Here is a 21,553-nt window from a genome sequence, read left to right as displayed (position 1 = left end):
GATTGCTATGAACATAGTTTTTAAAACACGGACCGCATTTGGCTGTATGTTGCTATTGCTGCAAGTATTAATTACCGGCAGCGCGCAGGCGGGGGATGTGCGTGTATCGGCGGCGGCCAGTCTTACCGATGTAATGACCGAACTCAGTCGAGCTTACGAAAAAGCCCATACTAATGTGGTGATCAAAACGTCTTTCGCAGGTTCGTCCACATTAGCCAAACAGATTGAGAACGGCGCTCCGGCAGATATTTTTATTTCCGCCGATAAAGATTGGGCTGATTATCTGGCGCAGCGCAATTTATTAAATAAAAATACCCGTGTGGATTTATTGCTCAACGAATTGGTATTAATTGCTCCGCTCGGCCGTGCTCCATCTATTACTATTGCACCCGATGTGGATCTGCTTGCCAGTTTCAGCGGCAAATTATGCACCGGTGATACCGCATCTGTTCCGGTGGGTAAATATGCCAGGCAGGCATTGACTCATTATGGTTGGTGGTCAGGGATTCAGCCGCGGCTTGTAGGCACAGAAGATGTGCGCACTGCGTTGGCATTTGTAGAGCGCGGTGAATGTGCATTAGGGATAGTGTACAAAACCGATGCCCAAATGAGTAAAAAAGTGAGCGTAGTTGCTACATTTCCGGCAGAAAGTCATTTACCCATCGTGTATCCCGGCGGCTTGACCAAAAGTGCGACCGCAGAAGCGCGGGCATTTTGGCAGTTTTTGCAATCGCCTGTGGCCGCCGATGTTTTTGTTCGTTATGGATTCAGGCTTGCACAATAAATATGTAGCGTTTGAAATCTCATGATTCTGACTGAATCTGAATGGCAAGTGCTCTTGTTGTCTGCGCAGGTGGGCATTTGTGCAACGCTTGTGTGTGCAATTCCTGGCGTTTTTTTTGGTTGGCTGCTCGCGCGCAAAGAGTTCTTTGCCAAGCCGGCATTGGAAGCCGTTTTATTTATGCCGATGGTATTGCCACCCACGGTGCCGGGTTATTTATTACTGGTAGTATTTGGTTCGCAGGGTGTTGCGGGGCAATGGTTGAAAGAAAATTTCGGTATTGAATTGGCTTTTAATTGGAAGGGCGCAGTTCTGGCTGCGGCGATTATTGCCTTTCCGTTGATGGTGCAAGCGGCAAAATTGTCGGTGCAAATGATTGATCGTCGTCTTGAATCGGCGGCGAGCACTCTTGGTTCAAGTCCGTTTAAAGTATGGTATAGCGTGACCTTGCCATTAATGTTGCCGGGCATTTTAATTGGCTGCATTATGGTGTTCAGTCGTTCGCTCGGCGAATTCGGCGCGACTATTACCTTTGTCGGCAATATCGCGGGTGAAACCCGCACCTTGCCGTTAGCGATATATTCTGCAACACATCAAATCGATGGCGATGCTATGGCAATGCGTTTGATAGGTATTTGTCTCGCACTCGCGTTCTTCTCGCTCTTCTTGAATAATCTGCTTACTCGTCGCGCTGAAAAATGGCTGGGAGTTCGCCGTGCTTGAGTTGGATTTCGAATTCAGGCGTGCGGAATTTTCATTGTCGGCCAAGCAAATTTTTGATGCGCCAATCACTGGCGTGCTAGGTGCATCGGGCAGCGGCAAGAGTACTTTGCTGGCGTTGATCGCCGGATTATTAAAGCCGCAGCAAGGTTCGATAAAACTGAATGGCCAATTAATGTTTGACAGCAGTAAAAAAGTAGTGCTGCCGCCGCACAAACGTCATATAGGTTTAGTCTTTCAGGATGGACAATTGTTGCCGCATTTATCGGTGCGTAAAAATTTGCTGTATGGCTACAATAATATCAATGCGATGCAGCGGCGCTTTCATGTGGATGCCATTATTGATTTACTGGAGATTGGCCATTTACTTGAACGTCGCCCCGGCAGTTTATCGGGTGGAGAAAAACAGCGCGTCGCGCTCGGGCGTGCGGTGTTATATTCGCCGGAATTATTATTGTTGGATGAGCCGCTGTCAGCATTGGATGAACGCTTGAAACAGCAAATATTGCCGTTCTTCTTGCGTATCTATGATGAGTGCAAAATTCCGATGCTATACGTTACACACGCGCTGAGTGAGCTGGAGTTTTTGACTGCGCATTATTTTCGTGTGCAGGATGGAAAGTTGCAGTCTGCCGAATAAATTTTTATTAATTCGGTGGAACTGGCTTTTTGCGCAGCAGCGGTTTAAATTCCGGAAAATGTTTTTCACCCAATGCGCAGATATCATGTTGTAATTGTTGGTAGCGTGCCAACACATCGATACCCAGTGGTGTCAGGCGCGTTCCCCCACCATGGGTTCCCCCGGTTGCCGTTTCAACTAAAGGTTGATTAAAACAGCGGTTCATGGCATCAACCAATAGCCATGCACGACGATAACTCATCCCCAAATGTTTACCAGCGGCCGAGATCGAGCCCGTCGCTTCAATCGAGGCTAACAAATCGGCTTTGCCCGGGCCAAACGCAATCTCATCATCCAACATCAAGCGTGCCTGGATTTTAATTCGCGCACCGGTTAATTTTTTCTCACTAGTGTCAGTCATAGGGATTTATTTGATGCTGAGTTGGCCAACAAAGTTACAGGGGCTATGGCGACTATCCAATTGTTCTTTGATAATTTTTTCCCATGCTGTTGTGCAAGCGCCGGTTGAACCGGGCAAACAAAAAATCAGGGTGCGATTGGAAAAGCCGGCAGTTGCGCGCGATTGAATAGTCGATGTGCCGATTTCATCGTAAGACACTTGGCGAAACAGCTCACCAAAACCGACAACAGTTTTATCAAATAAAGGTGTGACTGCTTCAACGGTTGAATCGCGTCCGGCAAAACCGGTGCCGCCGGTGATTAACACCACTTGCGCTTGCTTATCGATAATCCAATTGGAAAGCACGGCGCGAATTTGGTAAATATCATCGATTACCAGATTGCGGTCATGCAATTTGTGGCCTGCGGCGATTAATAAATCCTGCAGTTTTTGGCCGGAAGTATCGGTATCCGGTTTGCGTGTGTCAGAGACGGTAAGCACGCAAATATTCAAGGGTTCAAATTCTTTTTGGGATGACATTGTTATTTATTCCTGTGTTAGTCCTCTCCCAGCTACGCGCCCTGCCTGTCAGGGGGGAAGCTACTACTCCTTATTAAGCGGGGCGTGAAGCCGGGGAGGGGCAGGGGAGGGATTATTAGTGGGATTAACCGCCCGTCATATTCATAAACCGTACAATTTGCGGTTCATCATTTAAATCAAAAGTATGTTTTTCCGGTTTGTATTGCATGGCTTCGATAATGCGTGTGCGTACTTCTGCCTGGGGATTTTCGCTTGTACGCAATGCCTCACGCAAATCCACGCTGTTCTCATGTCCTAAGCATAATAGTAAACGGCCGGTCGCGGTGACGCGGACGCGGTTACAGCTGCTGCAAAAATTATTGGAATGGGGCGAAATAAAACCGATGCGTGAATCGTACCCGCTTGCTCGCCAATAACGGGCAGGACCGGCGTTGATTTCGCTTTTAGCGCTATTGATCATCGGCAGTAGCGGATATTGCTTGTGAATGCGGCTGTGCAATTCATCGCTGCTAACAAACTCTGCCGCGCGTCCGTGTTCATCAATGCGCCCCAGCGGCATTTCTTCTATAAAACTGATATCCAATCCTTCATCCAACGCAAATCGCACCAATGCCGGGACTTCATCGGCATTGTAGTGTTTGAGTGCGACACAGTTTAATTTGATGTGTTTAAAACCGGCCGCCTGTGCGGCTTTGATACCTTGCAACACCTGGTTGATATCGCCGACGCGGGTGAGTTGGCGGAAGCGCGCGGGATTGAGGCTGTCGAGGCTGATATTAATGCGCTCTACGCCTGCATCTTTAATCGCCCGCGCGTACCGGGATAGGTGGGTGCCATTGGTGGTGAGACAAAGCTCTTTTAGTCCGGACAACTGCCCCAGGCGTTCCAATAAGTCGATGATGTTGCGCCTTATCAATGGCTCTCCGCCGGTAATGCGTAGCTTGGTAATACCCAAACCGACAAAGGTTTCGCCCAGGGTCGCCAGTTCTTCAATGCTAAGTACCTCGGCGCGCGGCAGGAAAGCCATATCTTCCGTCATACAATAAATGCAACGCAAGTCACAGCGGTCAGTGACTGACAGGCGCACGTAATTGATGGTTCGGCCAAAGCTATCGATCAACATATAGTAGAAAGATGTTCCTGAGTGGGGCAGCCACTCTAGCGATGCTGCGCTGGTGGCTCAAGGTGTTTCGAGTTTCTCTCGTCCTCTATCCTTAGCAAGCTTGCGGCCATTCTTAACAGAGAATTGAGCGGGGATGGGCGAAGCTGGCTTGAAGTGCTGATCCAAAATGGTGATTTCCTGGATTTTATACCTCTATTGGCGGGATGCTGAATACTTTTAGCTGATGCTGCCGATATCATTGTTCGGTTAATTACTTAAAGATCGGCAAAAATTAGCATAAATGTATTTTTATGGTGCTCAATGCACCATTATTTTGTTTTTAATTGGTGCATTTTGGCAAGATTATCAAAATCATTTTTGCTGCCAATTGGTGCGCATTTGCACCATTAGAATTCATAAATTCCTGTTTGATCTTATTGCGATAAATTGCCTGACAGCAAGATTGATGCAAGCGGTTATTTTAAGTTTATGAAATATAAAGAAAAATATTTTTTCGATTAAAAAAATCGATATGGCATTGCGATTGCAGTTACCCCTTTGTAAATAAATCGCGGGTGATGCCATGAACAATTTCTTCAAAACCAACGTCGAAGCCCTTCCTTCCGCCATGCTAAAGCAGCGTGGTGATACCAATGAGCGCGCAAAAAAATCATGTGTGGGTAAAGTTTGGTTGGTCGGCGCAGGTCCTGGCGATGCAGAGTTGTTAACCGTAAAAGCGCTACGTGCAATCAATAGCGCCGATATTATTTTTTACGATTACCTTGTCAGCGCTGATATACGCGCACTCTTTCCCAAAAATGTTCCTGCACATTACGTTGGTAAAGCGAAAAACCAGCACAGCATTGCGCAGGACGATCTCAATCAATTATTGGTCAAGCAAGCGCACTTGGGTCTGACTGTGTGCCGCATTAAAGGTGGCGATCCATTTGTTTTTGGCCGCGGCAGCGAAGAATTATTGGAGCTGCGCACTGCCGGTATTGAGGCAGAAGTGATTCCGGGTATTACCTCGGCGTCCGGTTGCAGCACTTATGCCGATATCCCTTTGACTCATCGTGGTTTATCACAGGGCTGCACTTTTGTTACCGGCCACGCTGAAAAAAGTCTGGATGTGAATTGGAATGCGCTGGCGCAACTGAATCATACCCTGGTGTTTTATATGGGCCTGACTCGTGCCGATGAAATCGCCGCAAAATTATTAGCCGGTGGTTTGGCTGCAAATACGCCGGTGGCGATTATCGAAAACGGCTGCCGTAAAAACCAGCGCGACATTATTTCCACTCTGCAAGAATTTTCTGGGGCCGTGGTTCGTGAACAAGTGCAATCACCCGCATTAATTATTGTAGGTGAGGTAGTGCGCATGAAAGAAAAACTGCAAATGCAGGTGCAGCTACATGCGAGCGAAGCAGAATATTTGTTGGCATAAGTAATTGTGCTTCATCAAAAATGAGTTAATACAAAAAATTTTACGACCGTGAGGCAGTTATGAAGAAGCGTATTGTTGTAGTCGGAAACGGCATGGTAGGGCACAAATTTATCGACAATCTGGTGAATCATGCCGATGCTGAGCAATATCAAATAATTACCTTTTCGGAAGAGCCGCGTCTTGCCTATGACCGCGTGCAGCTCTCCAAATATTTTTCCGGAGCAACTGCCGAGGATCTGGCATTAACGACAGCCGATTATTATAACGAAAAATCCGTCGAATTTATTTTGAAAGATAAAGTGATTGATCTGGATTTTGATAATAAAGAAGTGATTACCGCATCCGGTCGCCGCGAAGCTTACGATAAATTAATTCTTGCAACAGGTTCATTTCCGTTTGTTCCTCCTATTCCCGGCAATAATGGCGAGCACTGCCTTGTGTATCGCACTATTGAAGATCTGGAGGCAATTACCCACTCGGCTACCCAAAGTAAAATTGGCGTGGTTATCGGTGGTGGTCTGCTTGGATTGGAGGCTGCAGCTGCCTTAAAAGCTGCAGGCCTTGAAACCCATGTGGTGGAATTTGCGCCGCGGTTGATGGCAGTGCAATTGGATGAAGGCGGCGGAAAATTATTGCGCCGCAAGATTGAAGGTATAGGCGTAAAAGTCCATACGCAAAAAGCGACGAATGAAATCGTTGCCGGTACCGATGCGCGTTACCGCATGAATTTTGCAGATGGCAGTTATCTTGAAACCGATATGATTTTGTTTTCTGCCGGTATTCGCCCGCAGGATGAGCTCGCGCGCAAATGCGGTATTCAATTAGGCGAGCGCGGCGGTATTGCGGTTGATAACAATTGCCAGACTAATATGAAAGATGTTTATGCCATTGGTGAGTGTGCGCTCTGGAACAATCGCATTTACGGTTTGGTCGCGCCCGGTTATCAAATGGCAAAAGTGGCGGTATCCCATATTACGGGTGGCAATGACCAATTTATGGGTGCTGATATGAGCACCAAATTAAAATTGCTCGGTGTCGATGTGGCCTCTATCGGGGATGCACATGGCACTACACCCGGTTCATTGAGTTATACCTACAGCAACGATGTGGATGAAGTTTACAAGCGCATGATTGTATCGGCGGACAATAAAAAATTGTTGGGTGCGGTGTTGGTGGGTGATGTTGAAGCCTACGGTACATTGCAGCAAATGTGTGTGAATGGCATGGATTTGCCCGATGATCCGAATTGCCTGATTCTGCCCAATGTTGATGGTGGCAGCATGGCAATCGGTGTAGATGCGCTGCCGGAAACTGCAATGATTTGCTCTTGTTACGATGTCAGCAAAGGTGCCATTTGCTGCTCGGTACAAAATGGCGCGCGTACTATGGGCGACATTAAAGCCATCACCAAAGCCTCAACCGGCTGTGGTGGTTGTACGGCATTAACCAAACAAGTAATGGACTCCGAGTTGAAAAAACTGGGTGTAGAAGTCAGCAACCATATGTGCGAACACTTCCCCCATTCCCGGCAGGAATTGGCTGATATCATTCGCATTAAAAAGATAAAAACATTTGATGATTTGTTGGATAGCCATGGCAATGGTGGGTTGGGTTGTGAAATTTGTAAGCCGGCGGTGGGGTCAATTCTCGCCAGTTTTTGGAATGAATTTGTGTTGGACAAAACACACATCGGCCTGCAAGACACCAATGATATTTTTCTCGGTAATATGCAAAAAGATGGCACTTACTCGATAGTGCCGCGTGTTGCAGGTGGTGAAATTACACCGGATAAATTAATTGTGTTGGGCCAGGTTGCCAAACAATACAATCTCTACACCAAAATCACCGGCGGCCAGCGGATCGATTTATTTGGGGCGCAATTGCATCAACTGCCTGCAATCTGGAAAGTGTTGGTTGATGCCGGGTTCGAAACCGGTCACGCCTACGGTAAATCATTGCGCACTGTGAAATCCTGCGTGGGCAGTACCTGGTGTCGTTACGGTGTATTGGATTCTGTCGGTATGGCGATTACGCTGGAAAATCGCTACAAAGGTGTGCGTGCGCCGCACAAAATTAAATTTGGTGTGTCGGGTTGCACGCGTGAATGTGCAGAGGCGCAATCCAAAGATTTTGGCGTAATTGCTACTGAAACCGGTTGGAGTTTATATGTGTGTGGCAATGGTGGTATGCGTCCGCGTCACGCCGATTTATTTGCCACCGGCCTGGATGACGTTACCTTAATTAAATATATCGACCGCGTAATGATGTTCTACATTCGTACCGGTGATCGTTTACAACGCACCTCGGTGTGGATGGAAAATATGGAAGGCGGCCTGGATTACCTGAGAAAAGTGGTGATCGACGATAAGTTATCGATTTGCGCGGAGCTGGAAGAGCAAATGGCTTACAACATCAGCCAATACCAATGTGAATGGAAAACGACAGTTGAAAGCGATGAATTACAAAAACGCTTCAAACATTTCATCAACACCAATGCAACCGATGACAACCTTGCTTATGTGATCGAGCGCGAACAAATTCGCCCGGCAACGGCGTTAGAGCGCAATAATAAAAGTATTCAGTTTGTTGAGTTGGTCGATTAATTAAATAACCCCGCCCTAATCCTCCCGGCTACGCGCCCCGTTAAAGGGGGGATGGATAATTCTCGGCAACAGCCGGAAGAGGTTAGAAAGGGGTAAAACTCTATTTTTAGCGAGAAAATATCATGAGCGAAAAACCCTGGATCAGTGTGTGTGAAATCGATGATTTGTTACCCGACACCGGTGTGTGTGCATTGGTGAATAGCAAGCAAGTGGCTATCTTCCGTTCGCGTCGGTTAAACGAAGTATTTGCGGTATCGAATTACGATCCCGTCGGAGCGGCCAATGTATTGTCCCGTGGCATTATCGGCTCGATAGGTGATGAAGTGGTGGTTGCATCGCCGTTGTATAAAGAGCACTACAATCTGCGCACAGGTGAATGCCTGGAAAAACCCGAATATATGGTCACGGTTTATCCGGTGCGTATTGATGATGGTTTGGTGCAAGTGCAGGCGTAAATTTTTTAAGTTATTTCTGTGGCAGGCAATCCTGTGGCAGGCATTCCTGTGGCAGGCATCGTGTGTCAGCTGTGCATGCTTTACCCTTCTTCTTCGACTGCTTCATGAGTCGGTTTAATGGGCAACCCGCCGGTTGCCCTTTTTTATGGAGTTGTTTTTGAGAGAGTTGTTGTGAAGGGATTGATTAGCGAACTGTGTCGGTGCTTTGTTGTTTATGCCGATACATCTTCTGGTCGGCGATTTTGGTTAGCTCCAGCGGATCGGCGCCGTCTTGCGGATAAAATGCAGTCCCAATACTGCAGCCAATTTGGATCGGATACTCTTCGATTAAAAATATTTGCGAGAGCGCGTACTGGATTTTTTCGCTCACAATTTTAGCGTGATGGATATCATCCATTTGATGCAAGAGAATAACAAACTCATCGCCACCGATACGCGCTACTGTGTCAGAGGTGCGCACACAGGCGAGCAACCGTTGCGCGACCTGTTTTAATAATTCATCGCCCAGCGCATGGCCGTAGCGGTCGTTAACCGGTTTGAATTTATCAAGGTCGAGCAACATTACCGCAAGTACGCGCTGGTGGCGTTTGCAGTAACTCAATGCCTGCTGCAAACGGTCGGCAAATAATGCGCGGTTGGGTAATCCGGTGAGGCTGTCGTGTTGCGCCATGTAGCGAATTTTTTCTTCGCTTTTTTTGCGCTCGGTTACGTCGCGGCTCACACCAACGATACCGATAAATTTACCTTCAGCGTCATAAATGCCCGAGGTTCTGGTTTCGGCGCACACGATCGAGCCATCTTTGCAAATATGTTCCAATTCTGCCGCAAAATCCGGAAAGGGTTCGTTAGCTTTAACGGCAGCGAGTGTCCTGCCAACGGCTTCCTGTACTTTCGCCACTGATTCCGGCGTGAGCGTTTGCTCCAGTGTTTGTTCCATGGCTTCAGCGGCAGTGAAACCGCGCAATTTTTCTACCGACGGACTGACATAGGTAAAGCGGCCATTGAGATCCATAGTCCAGATAACATCTTGCGCGTTATCGGCCAATAACCGATGACGCTCTTCGCTCGCGCGCAATGCTTCCAATGAGAGTTTGCGCTCAATCGCGATCTCCGCGAGGTAGGCAGATTCTTCGATCAGTCGTATATCATCAACCGTAGGTTCGGAAACTTGTCTTTGATAAATCCCGAATGTGCCCAGCACCTGTCCATGCCGATTGACGATGGGTTCAGACCAGCAGGAGGCGAGACCGGCTTTGGCGGCCAACTCTTTTAATCCGATCCAGGAGGGATCTTTCTGGATGTCGCTAACCACAATCCGGTTTCCGGTTACCACTGCGGAGCCGCAGGAACCAATTGCCTGATCAGCAGGCAAACCATCAATGGCATCTTTGTATAAAGCCGGCAAGTTTGGTGCGGCGGCGACTTTGAGGCGATTGGTGTGGCGATCCACCAGCGAAATGCTGCAGATCATTTCCGGCCGGATATGCTCCACGCCGACAATAATTTCGAGTAATACCTCTTCAAGCGGATCATCGGCGGCGATTTGTGCCAAGACTCGATTGTGGCCGCGCTGCCACACGTCGGCCCGGCGCATCAGCCGCACCATGTTGCGCAATTTCAGGTTGACGCGATTGATGTGCACGGCGGCAGCGATGACAACGATCACGCCAAATAACGCCGCCAGGGCAATATAGAGACTATTCACCTGGAACTCCCGCCATCAATTGTTGGTATCGGGCGTGGCGCACATTTTCAAGCTGCGCGCCATGTCGGTAGGTATAACCTTTTATGTCGTCAAAAGTGTGTTTTTTACAAAAAAAGTTTGAATGGCTTTCATTAAACGGCGCGTTTGCGCTGCTTATCGCAACGACTTTCGCCATTGTTTGTAGTTTGTCCCCTGGTATTACCTGAATAGAGGATTTTATTATCATTCAGCGATCTCCATGATCTTAAGGGCTGCGCGCCTCAGTTTATCATGGTCAATTTTGACCTCGCCCTGAGTGTAGCCGGTGAATGCTGGATCTAGCGGATATTCAATTACGAGGCTGAGCCAATTGATGGATGTGTTTTCTGCAATTAAGGTGCCGTTTGTGGCGCCTTAGTGCAGAAATATCACAGGAAAGGGATAAATGGGGCGACGCAAGGTTGAGGTTGATAACTGCGTCACTTATACCGGGTCAGCGAGCGCATTGGATGAGCGCAATATCGCGTAGCAGTGACAATGTCAGTGACATTATTGTGCGTCCAACGAAAAACCCGTATTAATAACCGTTGGATTAGCGTCGCCAATTACACATTGTGACAATTTTATTCGATGCTGCTGACATAATTCGCCGGTGCTTGATCTTACCCTGCGGGAAGGTTTCACAATAAAGCTTGCTTTACCCCAAGCAGGCTGAAGATTAAAAAATCCCCACAAGGGAAGGAGTTTATATGTGTACACATCGGAACAACGAGCGTTTGGTAAAAGAATTTTTGCACGCTGCGCATATCACCCAGCATAAAGATTTGGACAGTTTTGTTGCACCACAGGTTAAGTGTTGGGGCTTTCCTGAATTTAATCCCGGCAACTGCGATGAATACCAGGGGTTTTTTAATTACCTGGCCGATGTATTTGAATCGCACGTTTTTACTATTGAGCAACTGCTTGCCGCTGATTCGCAAGTGCTGGTTCGCTTTCGCATTCAAGGAAAACACCACGAAGAATTTATGGGCTTACCTGCCTCCGGTGGCGAATTGGAATTTACCGCAACCGCGTTATTCCGTTTGGATGGGGAAAAAATTAGCGAAGTCTGGATGTACAACAAACATATTGTGTTGCAGACCCCTAAAGGCTACCGCTATACCAGCAGTTCTTCCACTTATCCGACCCGGAAAATCGCGCGTGCGATTGCCTGTTAGTGTCCTGCTTTGTGCAAACTCATTTGCACTTTTGCGAGTGAGTTTGCATTTCCCTTCTGCGCACTAAAAAATTGCAAACCTGCCAATAACCTTTCTGTTGCAAGGTTATCAATCAAATATTGATTCCTATCGCCTGCGATAAGAAAACTGTAAAAAAATCCGATTATTTTTTCCTGCTTTGGCGCCGTGCTCTGCTTTTTAATCCGTTTGATACTGTTTCTAAACTGGCGAGCTGTGAACCGCATTCACTTCTGCATCGACATTAAGCCGGAAAATAGTATTCGTTGATCTCTGATGCATAACAATAACGTCCAATAATGCCGCATCCGTTTTTAACAAAAGGCGTGCGCGCCTGAAACAGCTTCCTGCGCAATACAATTTGGGTGTGGATCTGTTTCACGGTTTTTGCAGTTTGCCAGGATAGTGATGACGAGCCAGGGCGGATAGCGTGCCCGCGCAAAAGCCACCACAACAATAACGATCAGCATGATGCAAGAGTGATAGTTTCACAGAGTCCGGCGCAAGGAATTTTGCCTTGTCGAATAAGATCGAATAAACGAGTGCCAGAGAGAAATTATTGCTAACGATAAGGATGCGAAGACCAACGTCTGCCGCAGTAAAAGCCCAGTGATTGGGCTTTTACTGATTGCTCTTCCCCATTGCTGTTCCTTCCGATTGATCTGTTCCCTCCCGCGATTGGCCATTTCATTGTGTTTATCTTTGGGGCAATTTGCCGGTTTTGTGGTCGAAAATCCCTGCTGCTGATCCGGCTGTCACCGCTTGCCGTGTTTGGCAAAGGGCTCAATAGGGCTGGGCAGCCTAACAAGATGCTATTGCAGCGCGGGCGCATCTTGTAGAATTCACCGCTAGCGCTAATGGGCGGTCGGGCTTTCCCGCTCCGCACCCTCATCATTCCCGAGACCCCATCCATGAAGAAACCCTTGGCCCTAATCGCACTCGCCACCCTGAGCATGAGTGCTTTCGCCGATATACTCGCCGTATTCCGTGAAGAGGATGGCAGTACCAAGTGGCAATACGTAGCCAACACCAGCGCCAGCGTGTTGATCCTGACCTTGTTGGTCGTGCTGGTTTTTTTGATCCGAGCCCATTTGCGCTCCATGCGCTCCAATCGCGCCCTGACGGAAATAAAAGCCACACTTGAAGATCGGGTTGCACACCGCACCGCCGTATTGCAGGAAACAACCGGGCAATTACAAGAGCGTGAAGCCTATATCGCCAGCATCGTGAATTCCATGCCGGTGATGCTTATCGGTTTGGACCAGCAATTAAACATCACCCAGTGGAACCATAAAGCCGAAGAAATTACCGGCCGTCCATTGAAAGATGTTATCGGCAAAAATTTGTGGGAGGCATATTCCGCTATCACACTCACCCGGGAGCAGGTGAAAGCGGTATTGGTTGCGGGCGAAACGCTTACCCTCAAACACGCGCAGCGCGGTCAATACAGTTTTGATATCACGCTCTATCCGCTTACTACTCACAAAGACACAGGCATTGTTATTTTGATTTCTGATGTGACCAAACAGGTCAATGCGGAAAATAAATTGGCCGAGCGCGATAAAGTGTCGGCGATGGGTGAATTGGCATCGGCCATGGCGTACGATATCAGCTTGCCAATGCAAACCATTTTGTCGCGAGTGACTCGTGCACGACAAGAAATTGAAGCGGCAGAGCTTGAGTTGGGCGATGTAAGAGACTTTTTATTGCAAGAAGTGGAAACCGTGCGTCTCAGTGCCCATCAGGCAACCGCGATCGCGCAAAACTTGTTGGATCTCGCCAGTAGTCATCGCGATACCAAACAACTCGCCGATGTGCCGCCGATTATGGATCGCAGTATTACGCTTGCCACCGATCTGTTTACCGATGCTGATAGCCTCGCGTTTAAACATATTAATATCCGCCGCAACTACGCATCGCCCCTGCCACAAATTCCCTGTTTCCCTACCGAACTTGAGCAAGTATTTATTCGCTTGATGCGGAATTCTTTCTACGCACTCAATTCCAAAACCTGGGATGACAACAATAAGCCCTGGATCAATATTGAAATTGGCGAGTTCTACGATTCGCTCTGGATTAAAATAGAACACAACGGAAAATGTTTAAGCGCGACTGAACAGTTAGATATTTTCCAACCTTTCTTCGCCATCACCAATCACGAATCCACCTGCCCGGTAGAGCAGCGCTTGTCGTATTCCTATTTTATTATCACCGAACATCACCACGGTCAAATGGCCGTTACCTCGGATGAACAACACGGTACTTGTTTTAATATTCAGTTGGCGTTGAGTTAGGTTTTATTGCGATAACGTCAAAAAAGCTGCTGACATAACGTGTCAGCGGCTTTTTTTATAATGGGGTTTTATTGCGGAGAATTACCCAGTGAGTGATACCGATAAAAGTCCGTTAATGAAAGATGGTTTGGGGCCAAAAGCGATCAAGCGTATTGGCAGTAGTATTGCGCTGGTGGTGCCGGGTTTTAATGCGCGGGCGTTTCAGAAAGATGCTGAGCGCGGACTTGATGAGCTTGAATTAAAGGCGCGCGTGCATCATCTGATTGCGGTATTGCATCGCCACTACGATTTGCCTTTTAAAAAACTCAGCAAGTATTTGCAGGATCTTCCCGAGGTGTGGGATAGGGGCAGTGCGGTGGATAATAAAGCCGGTTTTGCCGCCTGGCCGTTAATTGATTACATCGCTGCCCATGGTTTGCAGCATCCTGAAGAAGCGCTGCAAACGCTGGAAAAATTAACGCCATTATTCAGCGCTGAATTTGCGGTGCGCCCTTTTATCCAACAGCATACTGATATCACCTACGCAAAATTATTGGAGTGGTGTCAACACGACTCCGAACATGTGCGCAGGCTTGCCTCTGAAGGTTCGCGCCCGCGGCTGCCGTGGGGGATGCGCTTGCCGCAATTTATTAAAAATCCTGAACCACTTGCCGCGATTTTAGAGAAATTAAAAGTGGATGAGAGCCTATATGTACGTCGCTCTGTGGCAAATAACCTTAACGATATCAGTAAAGATAATGCTGACTGGATGATTAAGTTGTGTAGCAATTGGTTGGGAGATGCACACCAACATTCGGACTGGATTGTAAAATATGCGCTGCGCAGCCTGATTAAAGCCGGCGATGTACGAGTATTTCCATTGCTGGGATATGCGGCTGCGCCGGATGTTGCGGCAAGTGAAATCAAGCTGGATAAGAAGCGCATCGCCATGGGTGATGCTATTAGTTTTTCGTGTGTGATTACGGCTGGCGACCAGACGCAGAGTTTGGTAGTAGATTACGTTGTTTATTTTATGAAAGCCAATGGCAAGTTGGCACCCAAGGTGTTTAAATTAAAAAATATTATGCTGGCTGCGAATGAATCGGTAGTGATTGAAAAGAGCTATTCGTTTAAACCCATTACCACTCGTCGTTACTATGCAGGCACACATCAATTGGCAATTCAGGTAAATGGAAAAGAAATGGCGCGCGCGGATTTTAAGTTGGTTGACCAGTTTTAGTTGCCATTGCAAAAAATCCAATTGCCTGCCGATATGGTATCGACAGGCACTAGAAGCTCCTTATTGTACGCGGCGCCAGTGTTCTTCGATTAATGTCCCATCTTCCATACCCTTGTGAATCCACAGGTCTTTCTTCACCACGCCATTAAAGTGATAGGTTTTTCCCATCAGGCGCGCTTCAGAAGTGGCATCAATGGTTTCTTTATAATCCTCGCCCTTAAAAGTATAAGTGCCGGATGCTGCTACGGTAAATTTTCCCGCTTTATCCCACGTAATAAACGCAAAATGTTTTTCCGAAAGGATTTTACGTGATAGCGTACTTTTGTCTTTGATCTCACCGACCATTTCGCCTTTTTGGTTTTTGTAAATAGCGTATTCCAGCTCCCAGGTTCCGGCCAGACGGGTATCTGCCATTGCCCATTGGCTCAGTACCAGTGTCGCTATTGCCATTAACGTCAGGATTTTTTTCATTATTGGATACCTCGGATATGTTTTAGTTGATAATTATATTGCCCGTAGAGAGGGCGGTGAGATTATGCATGAGTTATAAAAGGATAGTGTGGGACTAAACAAAAATTAATAATCCAACATACAGGTTATGTTGAGGTAGGAATTGCCAGTTTACAAGGCAGCGAGCGCGGCGTTAAGTTTGTTTTCCAGTTCGGATTTAAGTTGTAAGTAGTGGCCAAGTTGTACACCGGTCTGCTGTGCCAGCGTTTCGTGGCACAGCGAGAGATCAAGATCAGTGATGTAGCACGGGTAACGTTCAGCGTGCTGGCGACGCCGGACAATGTAACTTGCTACTTCCTTGAATAATTCATCACCGTAAGCAAGTGCCGAAAATTCTTGCTCGTTGCAGAAAATGGTAAAGCGTAATTCCTGCTCGCTATCCATTTCGGCGATAGCCTTAATATTAATAAAATGCAGTTGGCTTAAATCACTGTGTAATTGCCGACGTTGGGCGATGCCCTGCTGTTGTTTGATATTACCTGTTATTTCATAAATGACAATATCTTTTGCGTCAGGCAATGTGGCTTGGTAATCACCATCCAACAATTGGCGTTGCAAGGCCGCAGTGATAAAGTTTACCAGCGGACGCAATAGTGTCTGTTGGTTGTGATATTGCGCACGAGTGCTAAAGACCGAGCCTTTTTCATCGACAATGGTAATAAATGCCTGACCTTCATCAAGTTGATAAAATAGATAAATCCCGCGTTGCTTTACGTACTCACCAATAATGCGCAAGGATTTATCGCGCAAACCATAGCGATCAATAACGATAGGGCTGAAATCAGTTTGTGCTTGTGCAAGTTTATCGAGCAGCTTTTGGTAACTTTTAAATCGCTGGATCTGTAACTGCTGTTGGAAAAATTGCAAGAGCAAATACTCATCACCCATTTCCAAAATATAACGGCTAGTGCGCGGGTGTGTGCCCGAGTAATAGCAGCTGATCAGGTCACGCCATAATTCAGTTAATCGCTGGGTAATGTTTGCACCTTGCCCACTGCTAAAGCAACGCACACTTAATTCCGGCAGGCTAACGTGTTTGCCGGGAGCGAACAGACGAAAATAATGCAGCAGGCAATTAATCAGCGCGTCGTTAGGGTAATGGCGACAAATCAATTCACCCCAGGAATTAATTTGTATTACATCGGCATTGATTATCAGGTTTTCGCGCAAGCCACTGTAACCTAAAGCATCGCGCTGGCTACTCAACATCTGCATACCTTTTTTGTGTAGGTCTGCTTGAGGTTCAACGCCAGTATTAACGATAATCAAGATACGTTCGATACTTGCGGGGCGAGTAAATTGCTGGTGCTCAATGGTCAGTGGCACGGGTAGCCATTGCTGCAAGGATTGGACGAGTTGTTGCTTTTGGTTGGCAGTGAGTATAAATTGTTTTCCGACCACATCGATTTTGGTGTGGCTTTCCATAATTTCATTGGCGTGACACCAGAGTAATAATTCCAGTAATCCACGTGCGCGCTTGATCGGTTCAACTTCAATATTGCGCAAGGCTAAATCATGTTGACTGCCGCGCAGTACCTGCCAGCTATCGCCGAGATCATTTTGCTCGCGAATAAAACACAGTGCATCTTCACTTAAATCACGCGAGATGCCGGGGTTGATCCATTCAATTTTTCCCGCTTTGCGTTCAAAAGCCGCATGCAATTTACGCCCGAGCACCGTAAGTTCATCGCTGCTGATAGCCGCGTTTTTATGCTGAGTCCTGCTTAATTCACTCAATAGGCGATAGCTCTGGTTGAGCTCATTGACCAATAGCGCACGTTCAGTAATGACGTGGGGCGCTTTCCAATAGGCGCGATTGTCGAGCATATGGAGCTGGTGCGAAGACCACTGCCACTCTTTTACCAGTTGCTCCAATAATGTTCGCTGCCAGGATTTATGCGATTGACGGTTAGTGCGCGATAAAGATTTATTGACTTTGAAATACAAGCAACGTCTGACCAAATCCAGGCGCTGCAATTGATTGTGCTTTTGCAAATATTGTTCAATACGGCGATATACCATTATGTAAGGATCGAGCGCATCAGCATCCGGTGTTTGCGCATAAATTGCGCGCTTTAAACTGAGCGCGAGGGGTTCACTGTTGGCGAAAATGGTGCCAGCAAGCGGCTCATTGTAATTGTTGGGAGCGGTATTATTTTCTTCGGCAGTTGAATCCGGCATTTCGGCACTGGCATACACCTCCAGTAATAATAATTTCAATACGGATTTGTAAGGCGATTCAATAGCTTTATACAGCTGCCAGATACCGGCACCAATAAATTCATTGGCAGGAATTTCGGGTAAACCACCAAAGTCAATTACATCGTCGCTTTTTAAAAAGCGCTTGCTTAATAATTGCTCGCGGTAATTGGCATAGTCATCTTCGCGCGATGCGGGAATAAACCACCAGAGCGGGATTTTTCCGGCTAGCCATAAAGCGGTGCGGTAAAATTCATCCAGCAATAAATAATGTTGTGCTGAGCCACTCGCCTCACTGCTGAATGACTGCACCCGCTGGGCTGAAAATTCATCGCTGCGCATTAAAAAGAAATGCACTTCCAAATGAATGTGTTGCGCTGCCCATTGGGTAATCAGATGGCATTTTCGTTCCAGCTCTGGTAACAGCAGATTTTCCTCGGGAATGCTGTGGCACACCCATACATCCAGATCGCTGGAATCACTCTGCGCAATAGTGCCCACGCTGCCCATAATAAACAGCGCATCGATTGCCGCGTGTTTTTCGTTGAGGTCACGGTTGAATTGAAAGCTGCGCGCTACAATTTTAGCTAGCCGCAACTCTTCATTGTTGGGTATGTATTGGTAAACGCCGACGGGAGTGCTGTGGGAAATATAACCCGGTAGCATCGGGTGGTTAACATGGAATAACAGCGGCAACAAATGCAAAAATTGTTGCTGGCGTTCAGGTAGCGCAGCACAGGTGCGCTGGTGGCGTACCTGGTTTAAATCCAGAAATCGCTGTTTGAGTTGATTAAGTAATTTTCGATCAACGCCTTCATCGATATCGTGAATGTCTATTGGGCGTGAATACATAGGCGTTGTTACGGATTGTCGTTAGTGACTTTTTTCTTGCGTAAAATATCCGCGAGGGTGCTGTAGAGTAATTCAGGATTAACCGGTTTGGATAAGTAGCCATTCATGCCGGCCGCGAGGCAGCGTTCACGGTCGCCGCGCATCGCCTGCGCAGTTACGGCGACAATAGGAATATTTTGTTGCAGGTTATTGGAGCGCAATTGCCCGGCACGAATGCGCTGGGTTGCCTCTATGCCATCCATTTCCGGCATTTCCAAATCCATCAAAATAGCATCAAAAGGCTCACTGGCGCTTTCCAGTAATTGCAAGGCTTCAATACCATTGACGGCAATGACGGTATCGATTTTTTTCTTCTTGAGAATGCCGCGGATGACTTGTTGGTTGACGATATTATCTTCCGCAATCAACACCCTGGCGTTTTCCAGTAATTCCTGAATATCGCCGGGCGTAATAATTTCCGGACTAAGCTCCTGCAATAATTGCTCGCGGCCAATCGCTTGGCTGATCGCATCAAACAAGCGCGATTCGCTTACCGGTTTGCTTAAAAATTCATCCACTAAAATAGCATTGGGATCCGCGCTGGAAATTTCGTCGCGATGATAAGCAGAGATTAAAAATACACGCGGTTTTTGTTTGAGGGTGCGATCTGATTTGATCAGGCCAGTGAGCTGCAAGCCATTCATATTAGGCATGCGATAATCGAGCAATACAAAATGATAAGGCTGGCCTAAATTATCAGCTTGCCGGATGCGTTCCAAGGCACTGATAGGATTATCAATTTCATCCACTTGCAAATGGATGCTGCGCGCGGTGCTGGCAATAATCGTACGCGCAATGGTGTTGTCATCCACAATCAGAGTGCGGATAGCATTTAAATCGCGCGGTTGGTTGATCAGTGTTTTTTCGCCCAGGTGACTGTGCTCAAAAGATGCAGTGAAAGTCACTTTGCAACCTTGGTTGAGCGCTGATTCAATAGTGAATTCGCCCTGCATTAAATGCACGAGATGGCTGCAGATACCCAACCCGTAGGTATTTTTTTCTGTTTCCGGTGTGTGTTTATTAAATACTAACCGCTCTTTAATGTGCGCCAGTTTTTCTTTGGTCATGCCCAAGCCGGAATCTTCAACGGTAAATTGCAGCATCACTTGCTTGGCACTTTGGCCTTGGCGGGCGACACGCACTACCACCTGATCGGTGTTGGAATATTGAAACGCATTGCTGATCAGATGACCGAGGATCTGGCTCAAGCGCGATGCGTCGCCACGCAAAAAGCGCGGCACATCAGGTTTAATGTCGTACACAATATCCACTGTTCGATGCAGCGCGCTAATTTCAAACAGGCGCGATAATTTTTCAAATAGTTGGTCGAGGTCAAAATGTGCGAATTCAAGGATTACCCGACCTGCTTCGATTTTGGAGAAGTCGAGCAGTTGGTTAATAATCTGCAGGAGTGAATCGGCGGCGGAATTAATGCTGCTGAGATAACTTTGTTGCTGCTCATCCAATTGCGTGTCATGCATTAAATAACCAATACCAATAATTGCATTCATCGGTGTACGAATTTCGTGGCTGATGCGTGCAAGAAATTCACTTTTGGTTTTATTGGCGAGATCAGCTTGCGCTTTGGCACTGAGCAATTCTTCACGCGAGCTCATAAAATCGGTGATGTCGGTATTCACACCAACGCAGCGCATGCAGCGGCCTTGATTATCCGGCTCAAAAAATTTCGCTTTGGAGTGTACCCAAATTGTCTGGCCATCGCGGTGCAGCATGCGAAATTGTAATTGCAGGGATTCGCGATTGTTATCAATCGCTGCCTGATATTCGCTGAACATATTGTCCACGTCATCCGGGTGGACAAAATAATCGCGCAAGGTGTCGAGGTTACCGGGCAGGTCTTCGTAATCGTAACCGAGCATGCGCAAATAACTGCGGCTGAAATAAATTTTGCCAGTGTGTAAATTCCAGTCCCACAAACCGTCGTTGGTCGCTTCCATCGCATATTGGTAGCGGGTATCGCGGTCGCCCATCACACGTAATTGCTCGTGCTGATGCATAAAGCGGAACAGCCAGCCGAGTAAACTGGTGAGCGCTTTAATATCTTGCGGATGCCAGGTGCGCGGATTGTTGCGGTGTAAGGTCATGAAGCCGCGCAGTTGATTGTGCTCGCACAGCGGAATAATCAGCGTGTTGAAAATAGCGTGTTCGCGCAGGCTTTTGGTGGCGTCCGCCATATCGTGGTCGGCGGCGCTGAGCATCAATGCATTGGCATCGCGCAGCTGGCGGAAATAACTGGATTCGGGTTTGAGCAGATACTGGAACCACTCCGGATCTTGCAAATGCAGGCGGGTGTTTTCATCCAGATCGCCCGCACACCACTGGTTGAGCAGGTTGGTCGTGGCAGCATTGGCATCCCAATTCCACAGGCCGATTTCCCGTAGCGCCAGCAAATTGCCGATTTGCATGAGTACTTGCTGGATACTTTTGACGTGCTGTTGTTTGACCAGAAATTTCAGGGTTTCCATCACCCAGATTTCGTCGAAGAGGGGGCCTTCTTGATTGACGCTGCCTTTCGGGGTTGGTGCTTCTTCGCCGTCCGGTTGTTCGCCCAGTGCTGATTGTTGCAGTCGGTTGACGGCGTGTTTGGTTTGCAAGGCATGTTTTAACGAGACGAGTTCATCCTCCAGCAGCTGAATTTTTGCTGCCAGTTCTTCTTCAGATTCTCCTGAATGCAATGATTTTTTCCCCATCGTCGCGTTATGCCTTGGTTTTTGGCTTTACAAAAAAATGGACTGCCAGTTTAAAAGGCTAGTCGATTTCGATGCGAATACCAGCAATAGCGCAAAAAATGTAGTTTTTGGTGCCAGCAACCGACGAACGTAAAAAAAGGCCACAT

General features: G+C 47.4%; 16 protein-coding genes and 1 pseudogene. 9 read left to right on the top strand and 8 right to left on the bottom strand.

Annotation, left to right across the window (positions count from 1 at the left end):
* Positions 1 to 7: 7 nt before the first annotated feature.
* The 3 genes and pseudogenes from modA to AC1RJL_RS14090 all read left to right on the top strand — a co-directional run.
* Positions 8 to 784: a molybdate ABC transporter substrate-binding protein gene (gene modA, locus AC1RJL_RS14100; RefSeq protein ID WP_492915099.1), complete on the top strand. Its 777-nt coding sequence runs from the start codon at positions 8 to 10 to the stop codon at positions 782 to 784.
* A gap of 21 nt (positions 785 to 805) precedes the next feature.
* Complete coding sequence (modB, locus tag AC1RJL_RS14095) at positions 806 to 1,504, top strand: molybdate ABC transporter permease subunit (protein ID WP_492915097.1); 699 nt, start codon at positions 806 to 808, stop codon at positions 1,502 to 1,504.
* Between the two features lie 67 nt (positions 1,505 to 1,571).
* Positions 1,572 to 2,141, top strand: a pseudogene (locus tag AC1RJL_RS14090) (ATP-binding cassette domain-containing protein); the annotation flags it as partial.
* A 7-nt stretch (positions 2,142 to 2,148) separates the two neighbouring features.
* Here the strand turns inward: AC1RJL_RS14090 and AC1RJL_RS14085 are convergent.
* The 3 genes from AC1RJL_RS14085 to moaA form a co-directional block, all read right to left on the bottom strand.
* Positions 2,149 to 2,541 (bottom strand): winged helix-turn-helix domain-containing protein, encoded by a 393-nt coding sequence (locus AC1RJL_RS14085; protein ID WP_492915095.1) that lies wholly within the window; start codon positions 2,539 to 2,541, stop codon positions 2,149 to 2,151.
* A gap of 6 nt (positions 2,542 to 2,547) precedes the next feature.
* A complete protein-coding gene (gene moaB / locus AC1RJL_RS14080; protein ID WP_492915093.1) occupies positions 2,548 to 3,060 on the bottom strand; it encodes a molybdenum cofactor biosynthesis protein B in 513 nt (170 codons plus the stop codon).
* 124 nt (positions 3,061 to 3,184) lie between these two features.
* Positions 3,185 to 4,183, bottom strand: a complete 999-nt coding sequence (moaA, locus tag AC1RJL_RS14075) for a GTP 3',8-cyclase MoaA (protein WP_492915091.1) — start codon at positions 4,181 to 4,183, stop codon at positions 3,185 to 3,187.
* 607 nt (positions 4,184 to 4,790) lie between these two features.
* Here moaA and cobA point away from each other — a divergent pair.
* The 3 genes from cobA (at position 4,791) to nirD (ending at position 8,664) form a co-directional block, all read left to right on the top strand.
* Positions 4,791 to 5,606: a uroporphyrinogen-III C-methyltransferase gene (cobA, locus tag AC1RJL_RS14070; RefSeq protein WP_492915709.1), complete on the top strand. Its 816-nt coding sequence runs from the start codon at positions 4,791 to 4,793 to the stop codon at positions 5,604 to 5,606.
* A 59-nt stretch (positions 5,607 to 5,665) separates the two neighbouring features.
* Positions 5,666 to 8,209 carry a nitrite reductase large subunit NirB gene (gene nirB, locus AC1RJL_RS14065; protein ID WP_492915089.1) on the top strand — a complete coding sequence of 848 codons (2,544 nt, stop codon included), beginning with the start codon at positions 5,666 to 5,668 and terminating at the stop codon, positions 8,207 to 8,209.
* Positions 8,210 to 8,331: 122 nt separating this feature from the next.
* On the top strand, positions 8,332 to 8,664 hold the full coding sequence (gene nirD / locus AC1RJL_RS14060; RefSeq protein WP_492915087.1) for a nitrite reductase small subunit NirD: 333 nt from the start codon (positions 8,332 to 8,334) through the stop codon (positions 8,662 to 8,664).
* 184 nt (positions 8,665 to 8,848) lie between these two features.
* Here the strand turns inward: nirD and AC1RJL_RS14055 are convergent, their stop codons facing one another.
* Complete coding sequence (locus tag AC1RJL_RS14055) at positions 8,849 to 10,369, bottom strand: diguanylate cyclase domain-containing protein (RefSeq protein ID WP_492915085.1); 1,521 nt, start codon at positions 10,367 to 10,369, stop codon at positions 8,849 to 8,851.
* Positions 10,362 to 10,595, bottom strand: a complete 234-nt coding sequence (locus tag AC1RJL_RS14050) for a hypothetical protein (RefSeq protein WP_492915083.1) — start codon at positions 10,593 to 10,595, stop codon at positions 10,362 to 10,364. The genes AC1RJL_RS14055 and AC1RJL_RS14050 overlap by 8 nt, the downstream gene beginning before the upstream one ends.
* Positions 10,596 to 11,097: 502 nt before the next feature.
* Between AC1RJL_RS14050 and AC1RJL_RS14045 the strand changes: the two genes are divergently transcribed.
* From AC1RJL_RS14045 to AC1RJL_RS14035, 3 genes are all read left to right on the top strand, one after another.
* Positions 11,098 to 11,565 (top strand): ester cyclase, encoded by a 468-nt coding sequence (locus tag AC1RJL_RS14045; protein WP_492915081.1) that lies wholly within the window; start codon positions 11,098 to 11,100, stop codon positions 11,563 to 11,565.
* Between the two features lie 929 nt (positions 11,566 to 12,494).
* Positions 12,495 to 13,877: a PAS domain S-box protein gene (locus tag AC1RJL_RS14040; RefSeq protein WP_492915079.1), complete on the top strand. Its 1,383-nt coding sequence runs from the start codon at positions 12,495 to 12,497 to the stop codon at positions 13,875 to 13,877.
* Between the two features lie 88 nt (positions 13,878 to 13,965).
* Positions 13,966 to 15,096, top strand: a complete 1,131-nt coding sequence (locus AC1RJL_RS14035; RefSeq protein ID WP_492915077.1) for a DNA alkylation repair protein — start codon at positions 13,966 to 13,968, stop codon at positions 15,094 to 15,096.
* Between the two features lie 60 nt (positions 15,097 to 15,156).
* Here AC1RJL_RS14035 and AC1RJL_RS14030 read toward each other — a convergent pair whose 3' ends face one another.
* The 3 genes from AC1RJL_RS14030 to AC1RJL_RS14020 all read right to left on the bottom strand — a co-directional run bounded on the left by AC1RJL_RS14030 (position 15,157) and on the right by AC1RJL_RS14020 (position 21,407).
* Positions 15,157 to 15,567 carry a hypothetical protein gene (locus tag AC1RJL_RS14030; protein WP_492915075.1) on the bottom strand — a complete coding sequence of 137 codons (411 nt, stop codon included), beginning with the start codon at positions 15,565 to 15,567 and terminating at the stop codon, positions 15,157 to 15,159.
* Between the two features lie 150 nt (positions 15,568 to 15,717).
* Positions 15,718 to 18,657 carry a class I adenylate cyclase domain-containing protein gene (locus AC1RJL_RS14025; RefSeq protein ID WP_492915073.1) on the bottom strand — a complete coding sequence of 980 codons (2,940 nt, stop codon included), beginning with the start codon at positions 18,655 to 18,657 and terminating at the stop codon, positions 15,718 to 15,720.
* A gap of 8 nt (positions 18,658 to 18,665) precedes the next feature.
* On the bottom strand, positions 18,666 to 21,407 hold the full coding sequence (locus AC1RJL_RS14020; RefSeq protein WP_492915071.1) for a PAS domain-containing hybrid sensor histidine kinase/response regulator: 2,742 nt from the start codon (positions 21,405 to 21,407) through the stop codon (positions 18,666 to 18,668).
* Between the last annotated feature and the right edge of the window lie 146 nt (positions 21,408 to 21,553).

The sequence above is a fragment of the Cellvibrio sp. GW822-FHT04B05 genome, assembly GCF_058800985.1.
The sequence above is the reverse complement of the archived record's forward strand: the minus strand, read 5'-3'. Positions and strand labels throughout refer to the sequence as shown.

Bases quoted from the DNA above. Each gene is read 5' to 3' on its own strand.
- modA (WP_492915099.1), top strand. From the start codon at position 8: ATGAACATAGTTTTTAAAACACGGACCGCATTTGGCTGTATGTTGCTA.
- modB (WP_492915097.1), top strand. From the start codon at position 806: ATGATTCTGACTGAATCTGAATGGCAAGTGCTCTTGTTGTCTGCGCAG.
- AC1RJL_RS14085 (WP_492915095.1), bottom strand. From the start codon at position 2,541: ATGACTGACACTAGTGAGAAAAAATTAACCGGTGCGCGAATTAAAATC.
- moaB (WP_492915093.1), bottom strand. From the start codon at position 3,060: ATGTCATCCCAAAAAGAATTTGAACCCTTGAATATTTGCGTGCTTACC.
- moaA (WP_492915091.1), bottom strand. From the start codon at position 4,183: ATGTTGATCGATAGCTTTGGCCGAACCATCAATTACGTGCGCCTGTCA.
- cobA (WP_492915709.1), top strand. From the start codon at position 4,791: ATGCTAAAGCAGCGTGGTGATACCAATGAGCGCGCAAAAAAATCATGT.
- nirB (WP_492915089.1), top strand. From the start codon at position 5,666: ATGAAGAAGCGTATTGTTGTAGTCGGAAACGGCATGGTAGGGCACAAA.
- nirD (WP_492915087.1), top strand. From the start codon at position 8,332: ATGAGCGAAAAACCCTGGATCAGTGTGTGTGAAATCGATGATTTGTTA.
- AC1RJL_RS14050 (WP_492915083.1), bottom strand. From the start codon at position 10,595: ATGATAATAAAATCCTCTATTCAGGTAATACCAGGGGACAAACTACAA.
- AC1RJL_RS14045 (WP_492915081.1), top strand. From the start codon at position 11,098: ATGTGTACACATCGGAACAACGAGCGTTTGGTAAAAGAATTTTTGCAC.
- AC1RJL_RS14040 (WP_492915079.1), top strand. From the start codon at position 12,495: ATGAAGAAACCCTTGGCCCTAATCGCACTCGCCACCCTGAGCATGAGT.
- AC1RJL_RS14030 (WP_492915075.1), bottom strand. From the start codon at position 15,567: ATGAAAAAAATCCTGACGTTAATGGCAATAGCGACACTGGTACTGAGC.
- AC1RJL_RS14025 (WP_492915073.1), bottom strand. From the start codon at position 18,657: ATGTATTCACGCCCAATAGACATTCACGATATCGATGAAGGCGTTGAT.
- AC1RJL_RS14020 (WP_492915071.1), bottom strand. From the start codon at position 21,407: ATGGGGAAAAAATCATTGCATTCAGGAGAATCTGAAGAAGAACTGGCA.